Origin of the sequence: Pseudoflavonifractor sp. BSD2780061688st1 E11, assembly GCF_005844125.1 — a bacterium.
Taxonomy (GTDB): Bacteria; Bacillota; Clostridia; order Lachnospirales; family Lachnospiraceae; genus Sellimonas; species Sellimonas catena.
On record NZ_SPHM01000004.1, the window covers coordinates 19,621 to 36,525 of the forward strand.

The following is a 16,905-nucleotide window of genomic DNA, read 5'->3' on the forward strand; positions in this document are numbered from 1 at the left end:
GTGAAGTAATTGAGCACAATCAATTCAGACGAAATAATCTCCATATTGAAAGAAGAAATTCAGAATTATGATGAAATCAGCAAAGATAAGGAAGTCGGACAGGTAGTCAGTGTCGGAGACGGGATTGCCACGATTTACGGGATTGACCATGCGGCTTACGGTGAGATCGTTACATTTGAAAACGGACTGAAAGGGATGGTACAGGATATCCGCCAGAACAGCATCGGCTGTATTCTTTTCGGAGATGACCGTGAGATCGGTGAAGGAACGAAAGTATTCCGTACCGGGAAAAATGCAGGTGTTCCGGCCGGAGAAGGCTATATCGGACGTGTTGTCAACGCGCTGGGCGCGCCGATCGACGGCAAAGGGGACATTGAGGCCGGTGAATACAGACCGATCGAATATCCGGCACCGTCAATTGTTGACAGGAAATCGGTTACCGTACCGCTTGAGACAGGAATCCTTTCAATCGATTCAATGTTCCCGATCGGCCGGGGACAGCGTGAGCTGATCATCGGAGACCGTCAGACCGGAAAAACATCGATTGCGACAGACACGATTCTGAACCAGAAGGGAAAAGATGTGATCTGTATCTATGTCGCGATCGGACAGAAAGCGTCTACGATCGCAAAGCTGGTTTCCACTTTTGAGAAATATGGAGCCATGGACTATACAATGGTGGTTGCAGCGACAGCCAGTGACTGTGCGCCGCTCCAGTATATTGCGCCATATGCGGGCACAGCTCTTGCAGAATATTTTATGTATAAAGGGAAGGATGTGCTGATCGTATACGATGATCTGTCCAAGCACGCGGTAGCTTACCGTGCACTGTCACTCCTTCTGGAGAGACCGCCTGGACGTGAGGCATATCCGGGTGATGTCTTCTATTTACATTCCAGACTTCTGGAACGTTCCAGCCGTCTGAGCGATGAGGCTGGAGGCGGATCTATCACAGCGCTTCCAATCGTAGAGACACAGGCCGGAGATGTATCGGCATATATTCCGACCAATATCATTTCCATCACGGATGGACAGATTTTCCTGGAGAGCGACCTGTTCTTCTCCGGTATGCGTCCGGCTGTCAATGTCGGTCTTTCTGTATCCCGTGTTGGTGGTGCGGCACAGACGAAGGCGATGAAAAAGGCTGCCGGAAGTGTCCGTATTGATCTGGCACAGTACAGAGAGATGCAGGTATTCACCCAGTTCTCTTCTGATCTGGATGAATCTACAAAGGCACAGCTTGAATACGGAGCATGTCTGATGGAACTTTTAAAACAGCCGCTTTGCAGTCCGCTGTCCATGCAGGATCAGGTAATCACACTGTGCGCGGCTACGCATAAGAAGCTGATCGGAATTCCGCTGAAAGATTTGAAGAATTATCAGAAAGAGCTTCTTGAGTATATTGACAATGTCTATCCGGAAATCGGCCGCGAGCTTGCCGAAAAGAAGGTACTGACAGAGGAACTTGAAGAAAAGATTGTAAAAGCAGCAGAAGAATTCAGAGACAAGAGCAGGTGTTAGTATGGCAAATGCAAAAGAAATACAGGCACGTATGAAAAGTATCCAGGATACGATGAAGATCACGAATGCGATGTATATGATTTCTTCTTCCAAGATGAAGCGTGCAAAGCAGGTGCTTGCGGATACGGAGCCGTACTTTTATAATCTGCAGAACGCGGTTTCCAGAATTCTCCGCCACATGCCGGATGTGGAGCATGTGTTTTTTGATACGAGACCGGAGATACCGGCTGACGAGAGAAAGATCGGCTGCATTGTCGTGACGGCAGATAAGGGTCTTGCCGGCGCTTATAACCACAATGTCATCAAGATGACAGAAGAGATGGTTCAGGAAGAAGGTCATCACAAGCTGTATGTGCTCGGTATTGTGGGACAGCAGTATTTCCGCAAGAAAAATGTGGATATGGATGAGCAGTTCCATTACACGGTTCAGAAGCCGACCATGCACAGGGCAAGGGTGATCGCCAGAGAAGTCGTGGAAAAGTTTCTGGAGAGAGAGCTCGATGAAGTCGATATTATTTATACGGAGATGGAAAATGCAGTCAGCATGGAGACAAAGCGGGTACAGCTTCTCCCGCTGAAAAAGGCGGCATTCATGCCGAAACTTCCGGTCGATGTACAGCAGGAGATTATCCACATGGTGCCGTCCACCAAAGATGTTCTGGATCAGGTCGTACCGAACTACATTACAGGAAATATATACGGCTGTCTGGTTGAATCTTATGCCAGTGAGAATAATGCCAGAATGACTGCGATGCAGTCTTCCACGGACAATGCAAAGGAGATGCTCCGGGAGTTGTCCATTCAGTATAACCGTGCAAGGCAGGCCGCAATTACTCAGGAAATCACAGAGGTAATCGGCGGTGCGAGGGCACAAAAAAGGAAGTGATAACGATGAATAAAGGAAAGATTGTACAGGTCATGGGACCTGTTGTAGATGTTATTTTTAAAAATGGTGAGCTTCCAGCTATCAAAGATGCACTTGCCGTAGAGAACAATGGAAAGAAAAGTGTGATGGAGGTATCACAGCATATCGGAAATGATACAGTCCGCTGTATCATGCTTTCCGCAAGTGAAGGCCTCTGCCGTGACATGGAAGTGACCGCGACCGGTGCAGGGATCAAGGTTCCGGTCGGCGACAAGACACTTGGACGTCTCTTCAACGTTCTTGGCGATACGATTGACGGAGGTGAATCCCTGGAAGATGAGGAACACTGGGAAATCCACAGAAATCCTCCGACATTTGAAGAACAGAGTCCGGTTGTCGAGATTCTTGAGACCGGAATCAAAGTCATTGATCTTCTTGCACCTTATGCAAAGGGAGGAAAGATCGGTCTGTTCGGAGGAGCCGGTGTCGGCAAAACCGTGTTGATTCAGGAACTGATTCAGAATATCGCTACAGAGCACGGCGGATATTCCATATTTACCGGTGTCGGAGAACGTTCCCGTGAGGGAAATGATCTCTGGACAGAAATGAGAGAATCCGGTGTTTTAAATAAGACCGCCCTTGTGTTCGGACAGATGAACGAGCCGCCTGGATCCCGTATGCGTGTGGCGGAGACAGGTCTTACAATGGCAGAGTATTTCCGTGACAGAGAGCATCAGAACGTGCTTCTGTTTATTGATAATATTTTCCGTTTTGTGCAGGCCGGTTCTGAGGTATCCGCGCTGCTTGGCCGTATGCCGTCAGCCGTAGGATATCAGCCGACACTTGCAAACGAGATGGGTGCGCTTCAGGAACGGATCGCTTCCACAAAGAACGGTTCTGTTACATCCGTACAGGCGGTTTACGTGCCGGCGGACGACCTGACAGACCCGGCTCCGGCGACGACATTCGCCCATCTGGATGCCCAGACTGTTCTTTCCAGAAAGATTGTAGAGCAGGGAATTTATCCGGCGGTAGATCCGCTGGAATCCAGCTCCCGTATTCTGGAGGCAGATGTAGTCGGAGAGGAACATTACGAAGTGGCAAGAAAAGTTCAGGAGATCCTTCAGAAATACAAAGAACTTCAGGACATTATTGCCATCCTCGGTATGGAAGAACTCTCAGAAGAAGATAAAAAGACCGTTTTCCGCGCAAGAAAGATCCAGAGATTCCTTTCTCAGCCATTCCATGTAGCGGAAAACTTTACCGGTATTCCGGGTAAATACGTTCCGTTAAAAGAGACAATCCGCGGATTTAAGATGATTGTCAACGGCGAGATGGATGATTATCCGGAAAACGCGTTTTTCAATGTAGGTACGATCGATGATGTGATCGAGAAGGCAAAAAAGGAAGCATCCTCAGAAGAGTAAAGGAGTGGGCATATGGGCCAGCATAATACATTCGGACTGGAAATCTATGCAAGCAACCGTCAGTTTTATGTCGGAAGAGGTCAGAGCATTACCTTTCCGGTGGAAGACGGAGAAATGCAGGTATTGCCGCACCATGAGGACATGATCGCGGCAATTGTGCCGGGAGAGATGGTATTTGTAGACCCGGAGGGCAATAAGACAACTGTTGCAGTGAGCGCCGGATTTATTGAAGTGTTCAACAACCGTGTCAAGGTATTCGCCCTGACCGTAGAGCGCCCGGAGGAGATCGATATCCGCCGTGCCGAAGAGGCGAAAGAACGGGCAGAAGAGCAGCTCCGCCAGAAGAAAAGCCTGGAAGAATATAACGCCAACCAGATGGCGCTTGCAAGGGCCATGTCCAGACTTCGGGTTACATCCAGAAAGAAAATATAAGAAAAACAAAAAAGCATGCCGGGAGAGATTCTGCGGCATGCTTTTTTGTCTGCCGGAGAAAAAGGGTTTCTTGCCCGGAATACTTTCTCGTGATAAACTGGTAAAAGAAAAGAGCGGGGGACTACTTATTATTATGAAGGAACAGAGAAAAAAGCATTTATTTACAAACAGACAGCTGGCGGCGCTTTTGATTCCGCTTGCGCTGGATCAGCTGCTGAATTCGTTTATGGGAACTGTTGATACGCTTATTGTCAGCAACATCGGATCCGCGGCCATATCAGCGGTATCCCTTGTGGACGCGATCAACATACTGATTGTGGAAGCCTTTTTTGCCCTTGCGGCCGGAGGTACCGTGATCTGTTCGCAGTATCTTGGGAGCAAAGACGTGGAAAAGGCAAATGAGGCGGCAGGCCAGCTTGTGTTCGTCACCTTCTTCCTTTCGCTGATTATGGCTGTAGTCTGCATTATTTTTCATGAACCGGTTCTTCAGCTGATTTTCGGGGAAGTCGAAAAAGAGGTTATGGATAACGCCAAAATCTATTTCCTGTTTTCGGCGGTGGCGTTCCCGTTTATTGCTCTTTATGATGACGGTGCGTCCATTCTGAGGGCGCAGGAAAACAGCCGGCTTCCGATGCAGATATCTGTCCTTGCCAATGTTTTAAATGTTGTTTTAAATCTGCTGTTCGTCTGGGGCTTTCACCTGGGAGTAGGGGGTTCCGCCTGCGCAACGATGCTTGCAAGAGCGTTTGCCATGATTGCCGTTCTTTATGAGCTGCGGAAGCCGGTCTGGGAGATTCACCTGAAACGGTACTTTTCGATCCGGCCGGACTGGGGACAGATTAAAAGAATTCTGAAGATCGGCATACCCTCCGGGATTGAAAACAGCATGTTCCAGTTCGGAAAGCTTGCCATCCAGTCCACCGTCTCCATGATGGGAACAGCCGCGATTGCGGCGCAGGGAATGACCAACACGATTGAAAATCTGAACGGGATTATGGCAATCGGAGTCGGGATCGGACTGATGACTGTGGTAGGAGAGTGCATGGGAGCCGGACGCAAGGATGAGGCGGTTTATTATGTGAAAAAACTTTCCGTGATAGGAGAAGTTGTTGTCGTAATCTCCTGCCTGCTTTTATTTGCGCTTGTGCATCCGATTACTTATTTCGGCGGGATGGAGCCTGCCAGTGCATCGATGTGTATTTTTATGGTGACCTGCATTACGATTGTCAAACCGGTGGTATGGACGCTGGCGTTTATCCCGGCATACGGGTTCCGGGCGGCGGGAGACGTCCGTTTTTCCATGGTGGTCTCCATTCTTTCCATGTGGGTTTTCAGGGTATCCCTTGTCATGGTTCTGGCAAGAGTCTTTGGAATGGGACCGATTGCGGTATGGATTGGAATGTTTACGGACTGGACGGTGCGGGCCATCGTCTTTACCGTACGTCTGAGAAGCCGAAAATGGCTGGAACACAGGGTGATCTGATGGAATTACAACAGTAATATAAAGTAGAGTGAAAAGTGAGTATTTTTGGTAATACTCACTTTTTTTCTGTAAAAAAATAAACAAATTTTATGAAAAATTACATAGAAAATGCTGGGAATTTTGAAAATATTTGTGTGAATGTTGACTTTCGCATTTTACTGTGATAAATTCTTAATATAATTTTTATAATTTGAATTCCAAAGGATTTGGGAGGTGACATCTATGGAGAAACTAGAGATACGAAATCAAATGACAACTGAAGAGAGAAAGCTTGCTTTGGAAGCGGCCCTTCTGTTAGGATTTCAGACAGAAGCGGCAGCTTTTCCGGTTGCGGGAGTGAAAGGAGAAATTCCTGCTCCGAAAACGGAAGAGGAACTGCAGGCATTGTATCAGCTGTCAGAGCCGGAAGTCCCGGATGGCTATAAAACGGCAGAAGGGCATCCGGAACCAATGTTTGACCTGGATTTCCGAAAGGAAAAAGGACTGGAAACAATATTTGGAAAAGGACCGTTTCTGAAGGATGAAGATTATGATTTTCTTCCGGACAGACTCGATGTGAAAATTAAGCTGCCTGAAGACGCGGATGCATCCATGATGATTGCAGCCTGCAACATTGCTTTCCGTCTCGGTATGGAGACAACGGGGTATGAAGGCGGCATCACGGCAGAAGAAGGTTACGGCGGAAATGCCATCATTCTGGAAGAAGCAGACCAGGCGGAAATGACGATGGAAGAGTCCGATGGGGTTATGAAGGTTTACCTCAGGGGAAGAGGGAAAGAGCTGGAGGAGCTTTCTTCGTTGATTTGTGAGAATTTTCCGGGAACAGGCGGATGGAAAACATTCCGTGATGTTCTGATGGATATGTGCGATGACGCGGTTCTGCGGAATGGGGATGGACAGATCGCGGCGCTTCAGATGCTGAAGCAGAAAGAGAGCGGCAGCTGCACGGTATACGGTTCGCCGGAACTTCGTGAAGATCAGAAGGCACTGTTTACAGATGTTACTTTTGAAAATTATAAAGCAGGAAAGAAAGCATATGAAAAGGTCTATGAGCTTCCGTGGGAAGTAGAGACGTTTGAGGAAATACTGGAAAAAGAGGTTTATCCGTTGATTAAAAACGGAGACAGTATCCGGATAGAGGGTGCGGTCAGTGAAGATCAGACTGTCCGCAGCCGGATGAGAACACGGATGGAAGAAAAAGCAAAAAGCCTTGGAGCAGCGGAAGTCCGGACAGAGCTGATCTGTGCATACAAGCAGGGATTTTCCTGGATCGATGAGATCGTAATTCCTGCAGTAAAGGAAAAGAAACCGGACAAAATCGAGATTTATTTCAAGCCGTTTCTGCCGGAAGGGGAAACAGAATGGCTGGATGAAAACGGGGCGACACCATCCTACCACAATCTTCAGGCGGACAACCCGGACAAATGGTATGATCTGCCGATCCGGTATCTGCAGGAGCTGTATCCGATTGAAGATGTACTTGTAAGAGAACTGGGAGTGGAAAGAGATGCGGTTGTATTTCTTCCATATGAAGGCGCGGAAGATCTTACCTACCTTTGCAAAGTATATCAGGATGAGACGCTCTGCTATGAAAATACATATAAAGCACAGTGTTCGGAACGCCCGTATCTGGATGAATATCCGCAGATGGGCAAGGTACATCCGGCAACCGGATATATCCGCGTGTGGATTAATGAGCAGGAGATGCTTTTCAGGAAGATCCGGACTGATCTGGAGGAAGTATGGGATACGTTCCAGGCAAAAGTCCTTCCGGAGTGTAAGCAGTATATTGAGGAAAAGACCGGCGGAACAGTCACAGCGGAGCAGCAGCCGTTTTTCCAGGAGCTTCTTCTGGATGTGACAGTCAGCGAACCGGATTACCGTGTAGGATGCAGAGAAGACCTGATTTCGTCGCTGGATGCTCTGCATGAGGATATGTATTTTACCGGAAGCGACTATTTTAAGAACTACGGAGTTCAGAATATCGGCGTCATGCTGGACGCGCCGGGACTGATTCTTCCATCTATTCATCAGAAAGAAGGAAGACCGGTATTCAAGGTAACCGTATTTGAAAAAGCGAAAGAAAAGCCGTGTATTGAAAAAGACGGCAAGGCAGTTGTAAGCCAGAGGATGCGTGAGGAAGTTTCCTTCAAAGTAACCGGACTTTCCGCAAAAGACGGAAAACTTTGTGTGGACATCCGGACGGCAGGTGTTTCGGATGAATTCCTGAAAGCCTACGCAGATCTTATGGAGAAGGGTGTGCTGGAAATTACCGAAGGCTGGTATAATATTTCAGCTGTCCGTTTCCTTACAGAAAGCGGCAGCGTGATTGAGGCGGCAGTTCCGGCACAGGAGCCGCCGGTCAAGGATAAATGTATTATGGACATCGATCTCCATGAGAAAGAGCTGATCGGATATGAACAGTGTATGGCGATCATAGAAGAACTGAAACATGTTCCTGGAATCGAGGTATTCAGAACCGCAAGGTCCTACACAGGAAGAGAGCTCTATGCGATCTGGCTGAAACCGGAGCGGGAAGGATATCTTTCCATGACGAAACGTCTGACAAAGTGTCCGTCTGAAATTATCAACGCAAGGCATCATGCAAATGAGGTATCCAGCACGAACGCATCGTTCATTCTGTTAAAGAAGCTGCTGACCGATGAGACATACAGGGATCTTCCGGAGAAGCTGAATCTGATCCTTGTCCCGATGGAAAATGTAGACGGAGCGGCAATTCATTATGAGCTTCAGAAAGAGCATCCGTACTGGAAGTTCCATGTGGCAAGATTCAATGCCCTTGGTAAGGAATTCTTCCACGAACACTTCCATCAGGATACGATACATTCCGAAGCGATGGGACTGAGCAGGCTGTATGAACGGTACGCGCCGGATATGATTGTGGACAATCACGGAGTGCCAAGCCATGAATGGGAGCAGCAGTTCTCGGGATATACATCCCCTTCCTACAAAGGATTCTGGCTTCCAAGATCACTTCTTTACGGATATTTCTGGTATGTGACGGATGAGGCGTACAAAGATAACTATCCGGTCAACAAGAAAATGGAAGATGTGATTGCGGACAAGATCGCAGAGGACGAGGAGATGACGGCACTCAACAAAGAGTGGAGCGCTCAGTTTGAGAAATATGCACATGCATGGATGCCGAAGCTTTTCCCGGCCAACTACTATAAAAATATGATTAACTACTGGATTCCATATGCGGCAGATCCGGCACACAAATATCCGTCGATCCGCTTCCCGTGGATTACAACCGTATCATATACAAGTGAAGTAGCTGATGAGACTGCGCAGGATGAATATCTGAATCTGTGCGCAAGAGCTCATGTGGCACATGATGAGGTGACGATTCAGATGCTGATGGAAGCAGAACTTCTTCATGAATGCAGCATGAGATGTGAAGACGGCAGTATATCTGCACGATATCGGAGACGTCGGCCGATGATCGTATACAAGTAAAAGACTCAAAAGAAAGAAGGAGGAAAATCTATGGAGTATATTAAACTGATTGGTGTCCTGATTGTAGTGCTCGGATTTGCGCTGAAACTGGATTCCATCCTTATTATCTTTTTAGCGGCAGTGACGACCGCTCTTGCAGGAGGTCTTGGAATTGACGGACTTCTTGAAACACTTGGAACAAACTTTGTAGCGAACCGAAGCATGGCAATTTTTATTATGATCCTGCTTGTAACAGGTGTACTGGAGGCGAACGGTCTGCGTGAAGCGGCTGCGGATCTGATGAGAAAAGTAAAAAGCGCTACGGCCGGAAGGCTCGTATGCGCGTATGGTATCCTCAGAGGATTCTTTGGTGCGTTTAACGTAGGATTCGGCGGTGTTGCCGGATTTATCCGTCCGGTACTTCTTCCGATGACAGAAGGTGCCATCGAGAGCCACGGACATGAGCCGAATGAGGAACATATGGAAGATATCAAAGGAATGGCATCCGGTATGGAAAATATTACATGGTTCTTCTTCCAGGTACTCTTCGTTGGAGGTGCCGGCGGTATCCTTGTACAGACGACACTGGCGTCTCTTGGATACGAGGTAGAACTTGTGGAACTGGCAATCGCGGAACTTCCGATTGCGATCATCGCACTTGTTGTGGCAAGTATCTACTACATCACAAAAGACAAGAAACTGATGAAAAAATACTATGGTTCCAGTGCGGCGAAACCGGAGAAGAAGAAATAAAGGGGGTACAGATACATGGATCTTAAGTTTATACAGATAGGTGCCGGCCCTGCCAATGTTCTTGGCGAAGCGGTGTGGATCATCATTGGTCTGATTACAATTTTTGCAGGTATCAAAAATCTGCTCGACAAAGAAAATCCGTCCAGAATCGGTACTGCGGTATTCTGGTGTTCATTTGGTATTGTTTGTGCATTCGGAACATGGCTTCCGGCGAAGGTATCCGGAGCGCTTGTTATCGTAATGTGTATGCCGCCGATTTTCAAACGTGTAAAAGTCGGAAAGACAAATGCCCCGACAAAAGAATACACAAAAGGACAGTACCAGAAGATCGGTATGAAGATCTTCATCCCTGCCCTTACTGTAGCGGTATGTTCTCTCTTATTCGCGTTATTTACAAACATCAGCTCCATGGTAGGTGTTACGGTAGGTGTTATCATCTCCATGATTATTCTGAGAGCCTACTCTTCGGATAATAAACCGCAAGTATTCCTGGAAGGATCTGAACGTTTTCTGTCCATGATGGGACCTCTGTGTATGCTTCCTCAGCTCCTTGGAGCTCTGGGCGGTATCTTCACGGAGGCCGGAGTCGGCGAAGTAATCGCCGGTATCGTAGAAAATGTAGTACCAAAAGGAAATGTCAACCTTGGTATCATCATTTTCGCAATCGGAATGGTGCTCTTCACCATGATCATGGGAAATGCTTTCGCGGCTATCACGGTTATTACCGTTGGTATCGGCGGACCATTCGTACTTGCGTACGGTGCGGATCCGGTTATCATCGGAATGCTTGCTCTGACATGCGGTTACTGTGGTACACTCTGTACACCAATGGCTGCGAACTTCAACATCGTTCCGGTGGCTATTCTGAATATGAAAGACCGCTGGGGTGTTATTAAGAATCAGGTTGTTGTGGCAGCAATCATGCTTGTAGTACAGATCTGCTACATGATTATGTTTAAATAGGTAATATAAGGACGGCACAGGGGGATGCGTGACATTGAGCGGGGAGCCCGTATTATTATTGAAAACTGGGTAAGAATAAAACCCTGGGACAAACTTTTGATTGTGACAAGCAAAGAGTACAGGGCAGAAGCGCAGGAACTCAGAAAGCAGGCAGTCAAAAGGGCCAGATCGGTGAATACACTTCTGGTAGAGAATAAAGGACGGTATGTAGGGGTGTTTTTTGACGAAAATGAAGAAATTTTTGATCCTTACACTGCGATCATCGCGGCAACGGAATATTCGCTTGTGACAACCAAAGCTGCGAAGCGCGCAATCAGCCGTCATAAGAAATTTTTGTCCCTGCCCCTTTCGACAAACAATGGAAAATCCATGCTGGAATTTGATTTCCTCATGATGGATACAAAGAAAAGCCGGCTGATGGCGGAGGTTATTATGAAATACCTCCGTCATTCGTCACGGATTCACGTAACCACTCCTGCGGGTACCGACCTGCAGATGGGGAAAAAGGGCAGAAATCCGGGGTTTTTCAACGGTGTGGTCAAAGACGGCAAAGGATATTCCTCGGCCAGTATCGAGGTTTATGTACCGATTGAGGAGACGAAGACGGAAGGCATCATGATGCTGGACGGATCACTTGGGTACATTGGGAAAGCAGAAGAAGTTACGAGAATAGAATTCCGGGAAGGGCGCATTGTAAAAATCGAAGAGACGCCGACCGGAATCCGGCTGAAAAACTATATGGAAGCTTACAAGGACAGCAGGATCTATATTGGCGGTGAATTCGGCATCGGCCTGAATTCGTACTCCCGGTGTGTGGGAGACTGCTATATCGAGGACGAGTCAGCCTATGGAACATTCCATATCGGACTCGGCCGGAATCTTGCCCTTGGAGGTGTACAGAATGCCAAAGGGCATTTTGATCTTGTATGCCTGGAACCGGATATCTATGCGGACAACAGGCAGCTGATGCAGGAAGGCAAGATTATCTTGCCGGAACCAAATGTATATTAAGGTATAAGGAGGTCAGTACAATGAAAGTATTAGTGACAGGATTCGATCCATTTGGGGGAGAAAAAGTAAATCCGGCATATGAGGCAGTGAAACTGCTTCCGGATACAATCGCAGGAGCTGAAATTATCAAAATTGAAATTCCGACCGTATTCACAAGAAGTGCAGAGGTTGTAGAAGAGGCAATTAAAAAATACGAGCCGGACATGGTACTGGATGTCGGACAGGCAGGCGGACGCTCCTGTATGACAGTAGAAAGGGTTGCGATCAACCTGAAAGAAGCAAGGATCCCGGATAACGACGGAGAACAGCCATTTGACGAACCAATCCGCGAAGACGGCGAGACTGCATACTTTTCCACACTTCCGGTAAAAGCAATGGTGGAAAATATGAGAGCCCATGGAATTCCGGCACACATTTCCTATACAGCAGGAACCTATGTATGCAATTGCATTATGTACAATGTGCTTTATCTTGCGGCGAAAAAATATCCTGGAATCCGAGCCGGATTTGTACATGTACCATTTGAAAGCGGACAGGTTGTGGACAAGGCAAACGGCACACCGTTTATGTCCCTGGAAATGATAGCAAAAGCTCTGGAATACGGCATCGAAGCCGCAGTGACAAACAAAGAAGATGTGCAGAAAGCAATGGGCGAAACACACTAAATAAAAAAGATTTCATTGGGGACGTGTTCCGGTGCGCAGGAACCCGTCCCTTATAAATTGGTAAAAAATTAATATTAGAACATATTGTAGACAAATTTTGGTGCGGTGGACAGATTGGCGTACATGAGATACAGGTAGAGTATCATGAGCATTGCATAAAATACAGCCGTCCACCCTGCGAATGCGGCAAATTTATTTTTCTTCAGTTTTCTGATAAAATCTGTAAATGCTTTCATTGATCATCACCCATCCTTTCTTACCTATATGGACTCCGTCTTCGAAGAAGTATTTTGTGTATTCCTGATCGGAGAAATCTGCTATGGAGGCATTGTACTCGGCGGCCACGGAGCGGATTTTCTGGTAGTAGTCTTCCCTTGCTTCTTTTGGGAAGCCGGTATAATCGTACCAGTATCCGTTAACCGGCATCATGACGAGCAGAGGACGGATTCCAAGATCCTGACAGACATCAAGAAAACATCTGAGATCGTCATATTCCGGCGAGGTGCTGTAACTTCCATTCAGACTCTGGTTTTTCTTTTTTTTCATGAATGGACGGACTTTCCATTTGTAGGAACTGTTGTCCATATAAAACGGATTTCCCTGATTCTGTGCCTCTCCATCTTTAATGGACTGTTTTAACAGGGAAGCAAAATCCGGATCCTGATCCGTTTTTTCTTTGGACGATGCTTTTGGAACATTGTCCTTTACCATCTGCATGACAGCGGTCTGCAGTTCTTTTTCTTTCAGGAACCTCGTGTAGATCCGGTAGTTGACACGGTCGGACATGGAAGCGTCCTGAGTGTAGAGTACACGGTTATAAAGGTCTGCACGTTCCCGGGCAGCAGGATCGACCCGAAGCAGTTCATGGGAGCGTTTGATCATGTAGTCCTTGACATTTTTGCGCAGATGGTTGTTTTTGAGCATTGCGATGTAATGGGACTCTGAAAAACGGGAGGTGAAAGCCTCCGGCTGTACACCTGCCTTCCGGAACCACTGCGGGGAAAGGAAAAGAACCGCTTCCTTTGTCTTTGCATGTTCTCCCAGCGATGCTAGTGTGATGGCATGGCTGAGAGACTGGTAATAGCCGGCACCGATCAGCATCATATGAAATTTTGTGTCTTTGAAAATCTTTCCCGGATGATAAGGTGTTTTCACGCCGTACTGAAACTCGGAAGAGCCGAATGTCAGAACTGTATTTTCATCCAGGTTTTTTAAAATAGCTTCCCTGGCCGGAAATTTTCCGTCTCCGGACCAGGAGGCGAATGCATTTCCGTCGGCATATACCCTGCGCTCTGCCAGAAAATGCAGCCCGGCTGCCGAAGTCAGTGTAAGGGCAGCGGCAAGGAAAAATGCCAGTAACCGTTTCATGATGCACTCCTTGTTTCCAGATAGGTAAGGATCCGGTTTGGTGTGTTAAAGGTACTGCGGTCTACCTCGGACGGGGCGATCAGGATACCGAGTTCGTCCTCAATATCTGCAAGCAGTTCTGCAAATCCAAGCGAATCCATCAGATCGGTTTCAAACAGATCAATGTCCGGGTTGCTTTTTACAATATCATCTTCACAGATTCTTTCCAAAATTTCAAACAGTGTTTCTTTCATAGTATATTCCCTCCAAAATTATGATAATCCGAGCAGCCATACAAACTTGCCCGAAAAGATATAAAAACCAAAAATTACGAGCTGAAGTGTGATCAGCCACGACAGGAAACGGTACCACCGTTTCTGACGGTGATTTTTGTAAAAGGTTGATTTTTTCTTGTACCATTCCGTAGCGGCCAGTAGAACGCCATGATAAAATCCGTACAGGATATAGGATGGCGTCACGCCGTGCCACAGACCCATGACAAGCATGTTGACAAGAAAACCTGCACAGGCTGCATTGAGCCTGTTTTTAAAACGCTTTTTCCGGATCGACTGAATCATAAACCGGGAAAAGAGAAAATCCCGGAACCAGTGGGACAGTGTAATATGCCAGCGGTCCCAGAACTCCTGAATGTCAATACTTTGAAACGGCCGCCGGAAATTGTCCGGAGTCCGGATGCCAAGAAGATAGCTGGTGCCGACTGCCATCAGACTGTACCCGGCAAAGTCGAAAAACAGGTAAAATCCATAGCAGTACGCATAGAAAATCACATAGTACCATGTGCGGGCACCGTCAACCATTCCCATGCCTTTAAAGAACACAGAGGCAAGAATCAGCTTGTAAATCAGTCCAAGCAGAATTTTAAATATGCCTTCTCCGGCAAGCGCCAGGTACTCTCTGCGGGGCCGGATACTGTTCAGGTCCTCCAGAAACCGCCGGCTCCGGTCGATAGGACCTGAACTAAGAGACGGAAAGAACAGCACGAAGGCTGTAAAATCAAAGACAGACATTTCGGTAATCAATCCGTCATAGGTCTCGATAATGATCTGGGCACACCGGAATGTCAAATAGGAAATTCCAAGGAACGCAAAGATGGATTCTCCCCACAGTCCGGCCAGTTTACTGAGAATCAATGGCAGAATACTCAAAAACAGTGCCAGCCTGTACACCCGGACATTCCGGTCTCTGGAAACACGCAAGGCCATGTACCCTTTTACAACAGTCAGTTCGATTATAAAAAACAGAATCAGGTAAGCTGCCTGCTCCGGTTTTGAAAAAAAGGCCAGAGCGGTAAATAAAATGGTTGCGGCAGTAGAGTACCATTTCAGCGGCTGCTCCAGAATACCGAGCAGTAATGCCGGAAGAAGAATGAGAATAAGGACACAGAAAAACTGATAATTGTCAAAAAAACTCATGAAAGCATCCCTCCCAGAGCTTTCCGGTCAGCTTTTCCGTTGGCCGTCATCGGGAGCTGGTCAAGGAAGATCACTTTTTTGGGAATCATGTAATCCGGAAGGTATTCTTTCAAATCCTGTCTGATGCGCAGCGATTCTGCAAACTCATCTTCCGGGACATCTTCCTTGACAAGGAAAGCGGTAATACTTTTTGCTTTTCCATCCCGCATATTCGCGACAGCGGCAGCGTTTTTAATACCGGGAAGCTTCAAAAGATTGCTTTCGATATCTCCGAGTTCAATCCGGTATCCGTGCAGTTTGATCTGAAGATCAATGCGTCCGCAGTAGTAAAGCATGCCATCCTTTATATAACCCTCATCTCCTGTCCGGTATCCGCGGACTGTATTTCCGTTTTTGGAGACGGTGAAAAAGACAGGTTCTGAGAGGTCCGGCCGCCGGAAATATCCCGGACTGACCGTGTTTCCGAGAATAACAATCTCGCCCCTTTCTCCATCGGTCAGACGCGCCCCTTCCGGGGAATGGATTTCAATCCATGTTCCCGGTTTTGGACGCCCGACAGGAAGCGGAATTTCCGTTTCTGTAAGTTCCGGTGTGACCTGAACTTCCGTCACTGCTACCGTGGATTCTGTCGGCCCATATGTATTCATGATGACAGCATCCGGAAACCGTCCGGCCAGCTTTTGTGCGGTCCGGTTTGTCAGCGTTTCTCCGCAGAATAAAAACAGGCTGATCTGCGGAAGCAGTGAACTGTCAAAATTCGGATCCCGAAGGCACATATCTGCGAAAGACGGCGTAGAAACCCACACGGAGGCCCGGGATGCGGCCAGTGCCGGAAGAAGGAGACGAAAATCGGACTGCTGCGATTTTGTAAGAGGATACAATGTTCCGCCGCAGGCCAGGCACGTGTACAGATCCATGACTGAAAGATCAAAAGAAAACGGTGCCTGGTTTAAAAAGATGTGTCCTTCTTTATCTTTTTTTGAGGTACCAAGGCCGACAGACCACTCCAGATAATGATTCAGACAGTCAGAAGTGATCTGAACGCCTTTCGGGCTTCCGGTACTCCCGGAAGTGAAAATCATATAAAAAAGATCTTCGCCGGAAACCGGGGACAATTGTAATTGCTCCTCCGGATATTCTTCCTGCATCAGATGTTGAATTTCTTCTTTCCTGATAAAGGAAACGGTGCTGGAACTATCCTCCGGATCTTCGCAGGCCAGTACAAAAGGCGGCTGAATGCTTTCGATGATCTGCATGGTACGGGACCATGGTACAGAAACATCGACCGGACAGTATCCTCTTCCTGATTTTACACATGCAAGAAAGCAGATGAGCATCAGCGGGCTTTTATGTCCGTAGACAGGAATCGGAGTCCTGTCATCTTTACAGAGCCTTTGAAGAGCCGCGGCAAGAAGATCAGAATATTTCCAGAGATCTCCGTAGCTTAAACGTTCTTCACCGGATATCATTGCAGCGCGGTCCGGAAAACGGACGGCTGTCTGATTGATTTCGTATAAAATGTTCATAACTTTTCCCTCCTGTAGTG

14 protein-coding genes are annotated in these 16,905 nt (G+C 47.4%); 10 read left to right on the plus strand and 4 right to left on the minus strand.

All coding sequences use genetic code 11. The features are described 5' to 3' along the window. Positions 1–9: 9 nt before the first annotated feature. From atpA to pcp, 10 genes are all read left to right on the plus strand, one after another. Positions 10–1,521 carry a F0F1 ATP synthase subunit alpha gene (gene atpA / locus FGQ85_RS02705; protein WP_087166582.1) on the plus strand — a complete coding sequence of 504 codons (1,512 nt, stop codon included), beginning with the start codon at positions 10–12 and terminating at the stop codon, positions 1,519–1,521. Position 1,522: 1 nt separating this feature from the next. Then, a complete protein-coding gene (gene atpG / locus FGQ85_RS02710) occupies positions 1,523–2,407 on the plus strand; it encodes an ATP synthase F1 subunit gamma (RefSeq protein ID WP_087166583.1) in 885 nt (294 codons plus the stop codon). Positions 2,408–2,412: 5 nt separating this feature from the next. Beyond that, positions 2,413–3,813: a F0F1 ATP synthase subunit beta gene (gene atpD, locus FGQ85_RS02715; protein WP_138372591.1), complete on the plus strand. Its 1,401-nt coding sequence runs from the start codon at positions 2,413–2,415 to the stop codon at positions 3,811–3,813. A 12-nt stretch (positions 3,814–3,825) separates the two neighbouring features. Further along, positions 3,826–4,245, plus strand: a complete 420-nt coding sequence (gene atpC, locus FGQ85_RS02720; protein WP_087166585.1) for an ATP synthase F1 subunit epsilon — start codon at positions 3,826–3,828, stop codon at positions 4,243–4,245. A 133-nt stretch (positions 4,246–4,378) separates the two neighbouring features. After that, complete coding sequence (locus FGQ85_RS02725) at positions 4,379–5,728, plus strand: MATE family efflux transporter (protein WP_087166586.1); 1,350 nt, start codon at positions 4,379–4,381, stop codon at positions 5,726–5,728. Between the two features lie 222 nt (positions 5,729–5,950). Beyond that, positions 5,951–9,208: a M14 family metallopeptidase gene (locus FGQ85_RS02730; protein ID WP_243128468.1), complete on the plus strand. Its 3,258-nt coding sequence runs from the start codon at positions 5,951–5,953 to the stop codon at positions 9,206–9,208. A 30-nt stretch (positions 9,209–9,238) separates the two neighbouring features. After that, positions 9,239–9,940 (plus strand): DUF969 domain-containing protein, encoded by a 702-nt coding sequence (locus tag FGQ85_RS02735; RefSeq protein WP_087166587.1) that lies wholly within the window; start codon positions 9,239–9,241, stop codon positions 9,938–9,940. 15 nt (positions 9,941–9,955) lie between these two features. Then, positions 9,956–10,903, plus strand: coding sequence for a DUF979 domain-containing protein (locus FGQ85_RS02740; RefSeq protein WP_138372592.1), 948 nt, complete (start codon positions 9,956–9,958; stop codon positions 10,901–10,903). 24 nt (positions 10,904–10,927) lie between these two features. Then, positions 10,928–11,914: a peptidase gene (locus tag FGQ85_RS02745; RefSeq protein ID WP_087166589.1), complete on the plus strand. Its 987-nt coding sequence runs from the start codon at positions 10,928–10,930 to the stop codon at positions 11,912–11,914. 20 nt (positions 11,915–11,934) lie between these two features. Then, the gene (gene pcp / locus FGQ85_RS02750; RefSeq protein WP_087166590.1) at positions 11,935–12,579 is read left to right on the plus strand and encodes a pyroglutamyl-peptidase I; all 645 of its coding nucleotides are present in this window, start codon (positions 11,935–11,937) and stop codon (positions 12,577–12,579) included. Between the two features lie 192 nt (positions 12,580–12,771). Here pcp and dltD read toward each other — a convergent pair whose 3' ends face one another. Genes dltD through dltA form a run of 4 tightly spaced genes read right to left on the minus strand, consistent with a single transcriptional unit; the run spans position 12,772 to position 16,885 of the window. After that, entirely contained in the window at positions 12,772–13,947 is a 1,176-nt protein-coding gene (dltD, locus tag FGQ85_RS02755) for a D-alanyl-lipoteichoic acid biosynthesis protein DltD (RefSeq protein ID WP_138372593.1), read from the minus strand. Next, positions 13,944–14,180, minus strand: coding sequence for a D-alanine--poly(phosphoribitol) ligase subunit DltC (gene dltC, locus FGQ85_RS02760; protein ID WP_087166592.1), 237 nt, complete (start codon positions 14,178–14,180; stop codon positions 13,944–13,946). The genes dltD and dltC overlap by 4 nt, the downstream gene beginning before the upstream one ends. An 18-nt stretch (positions 14,181–14,198) precedes the next feature. Beyond that, positions 14,199–15,359 (minus strand): D-alanyl-lipoteichoic acid biosynthesis protein DltB, encoded by a 1,161-nt coding sequence (gene dltB / locus FGQ85_RS02765; protein WP_087251864.1) that lies wholly within the window; start codon positions 15,357–15,359, stop codon positions 14,199–14,201. Beyond that, positions 15,356–16,885 carry a D-alanine--poly(phosphoribitol) ligase subunit DltA gene (gene dltA / locus FGQ85_RS02770; RefSeq protein WP_138372594.1) on the minus strand — a complete coding sequence of 510 codons (1,530 nt, stop codon included), beginning with the start codon at positions 16,883–16,885 and terminating at the stop codon, positions 15,356–15,358. Before dltA ends, dltB begins: the two co-directional genes overlap by 4 nt. Positions 16,886–16,905: the final 20 nt, after the last annotated feature.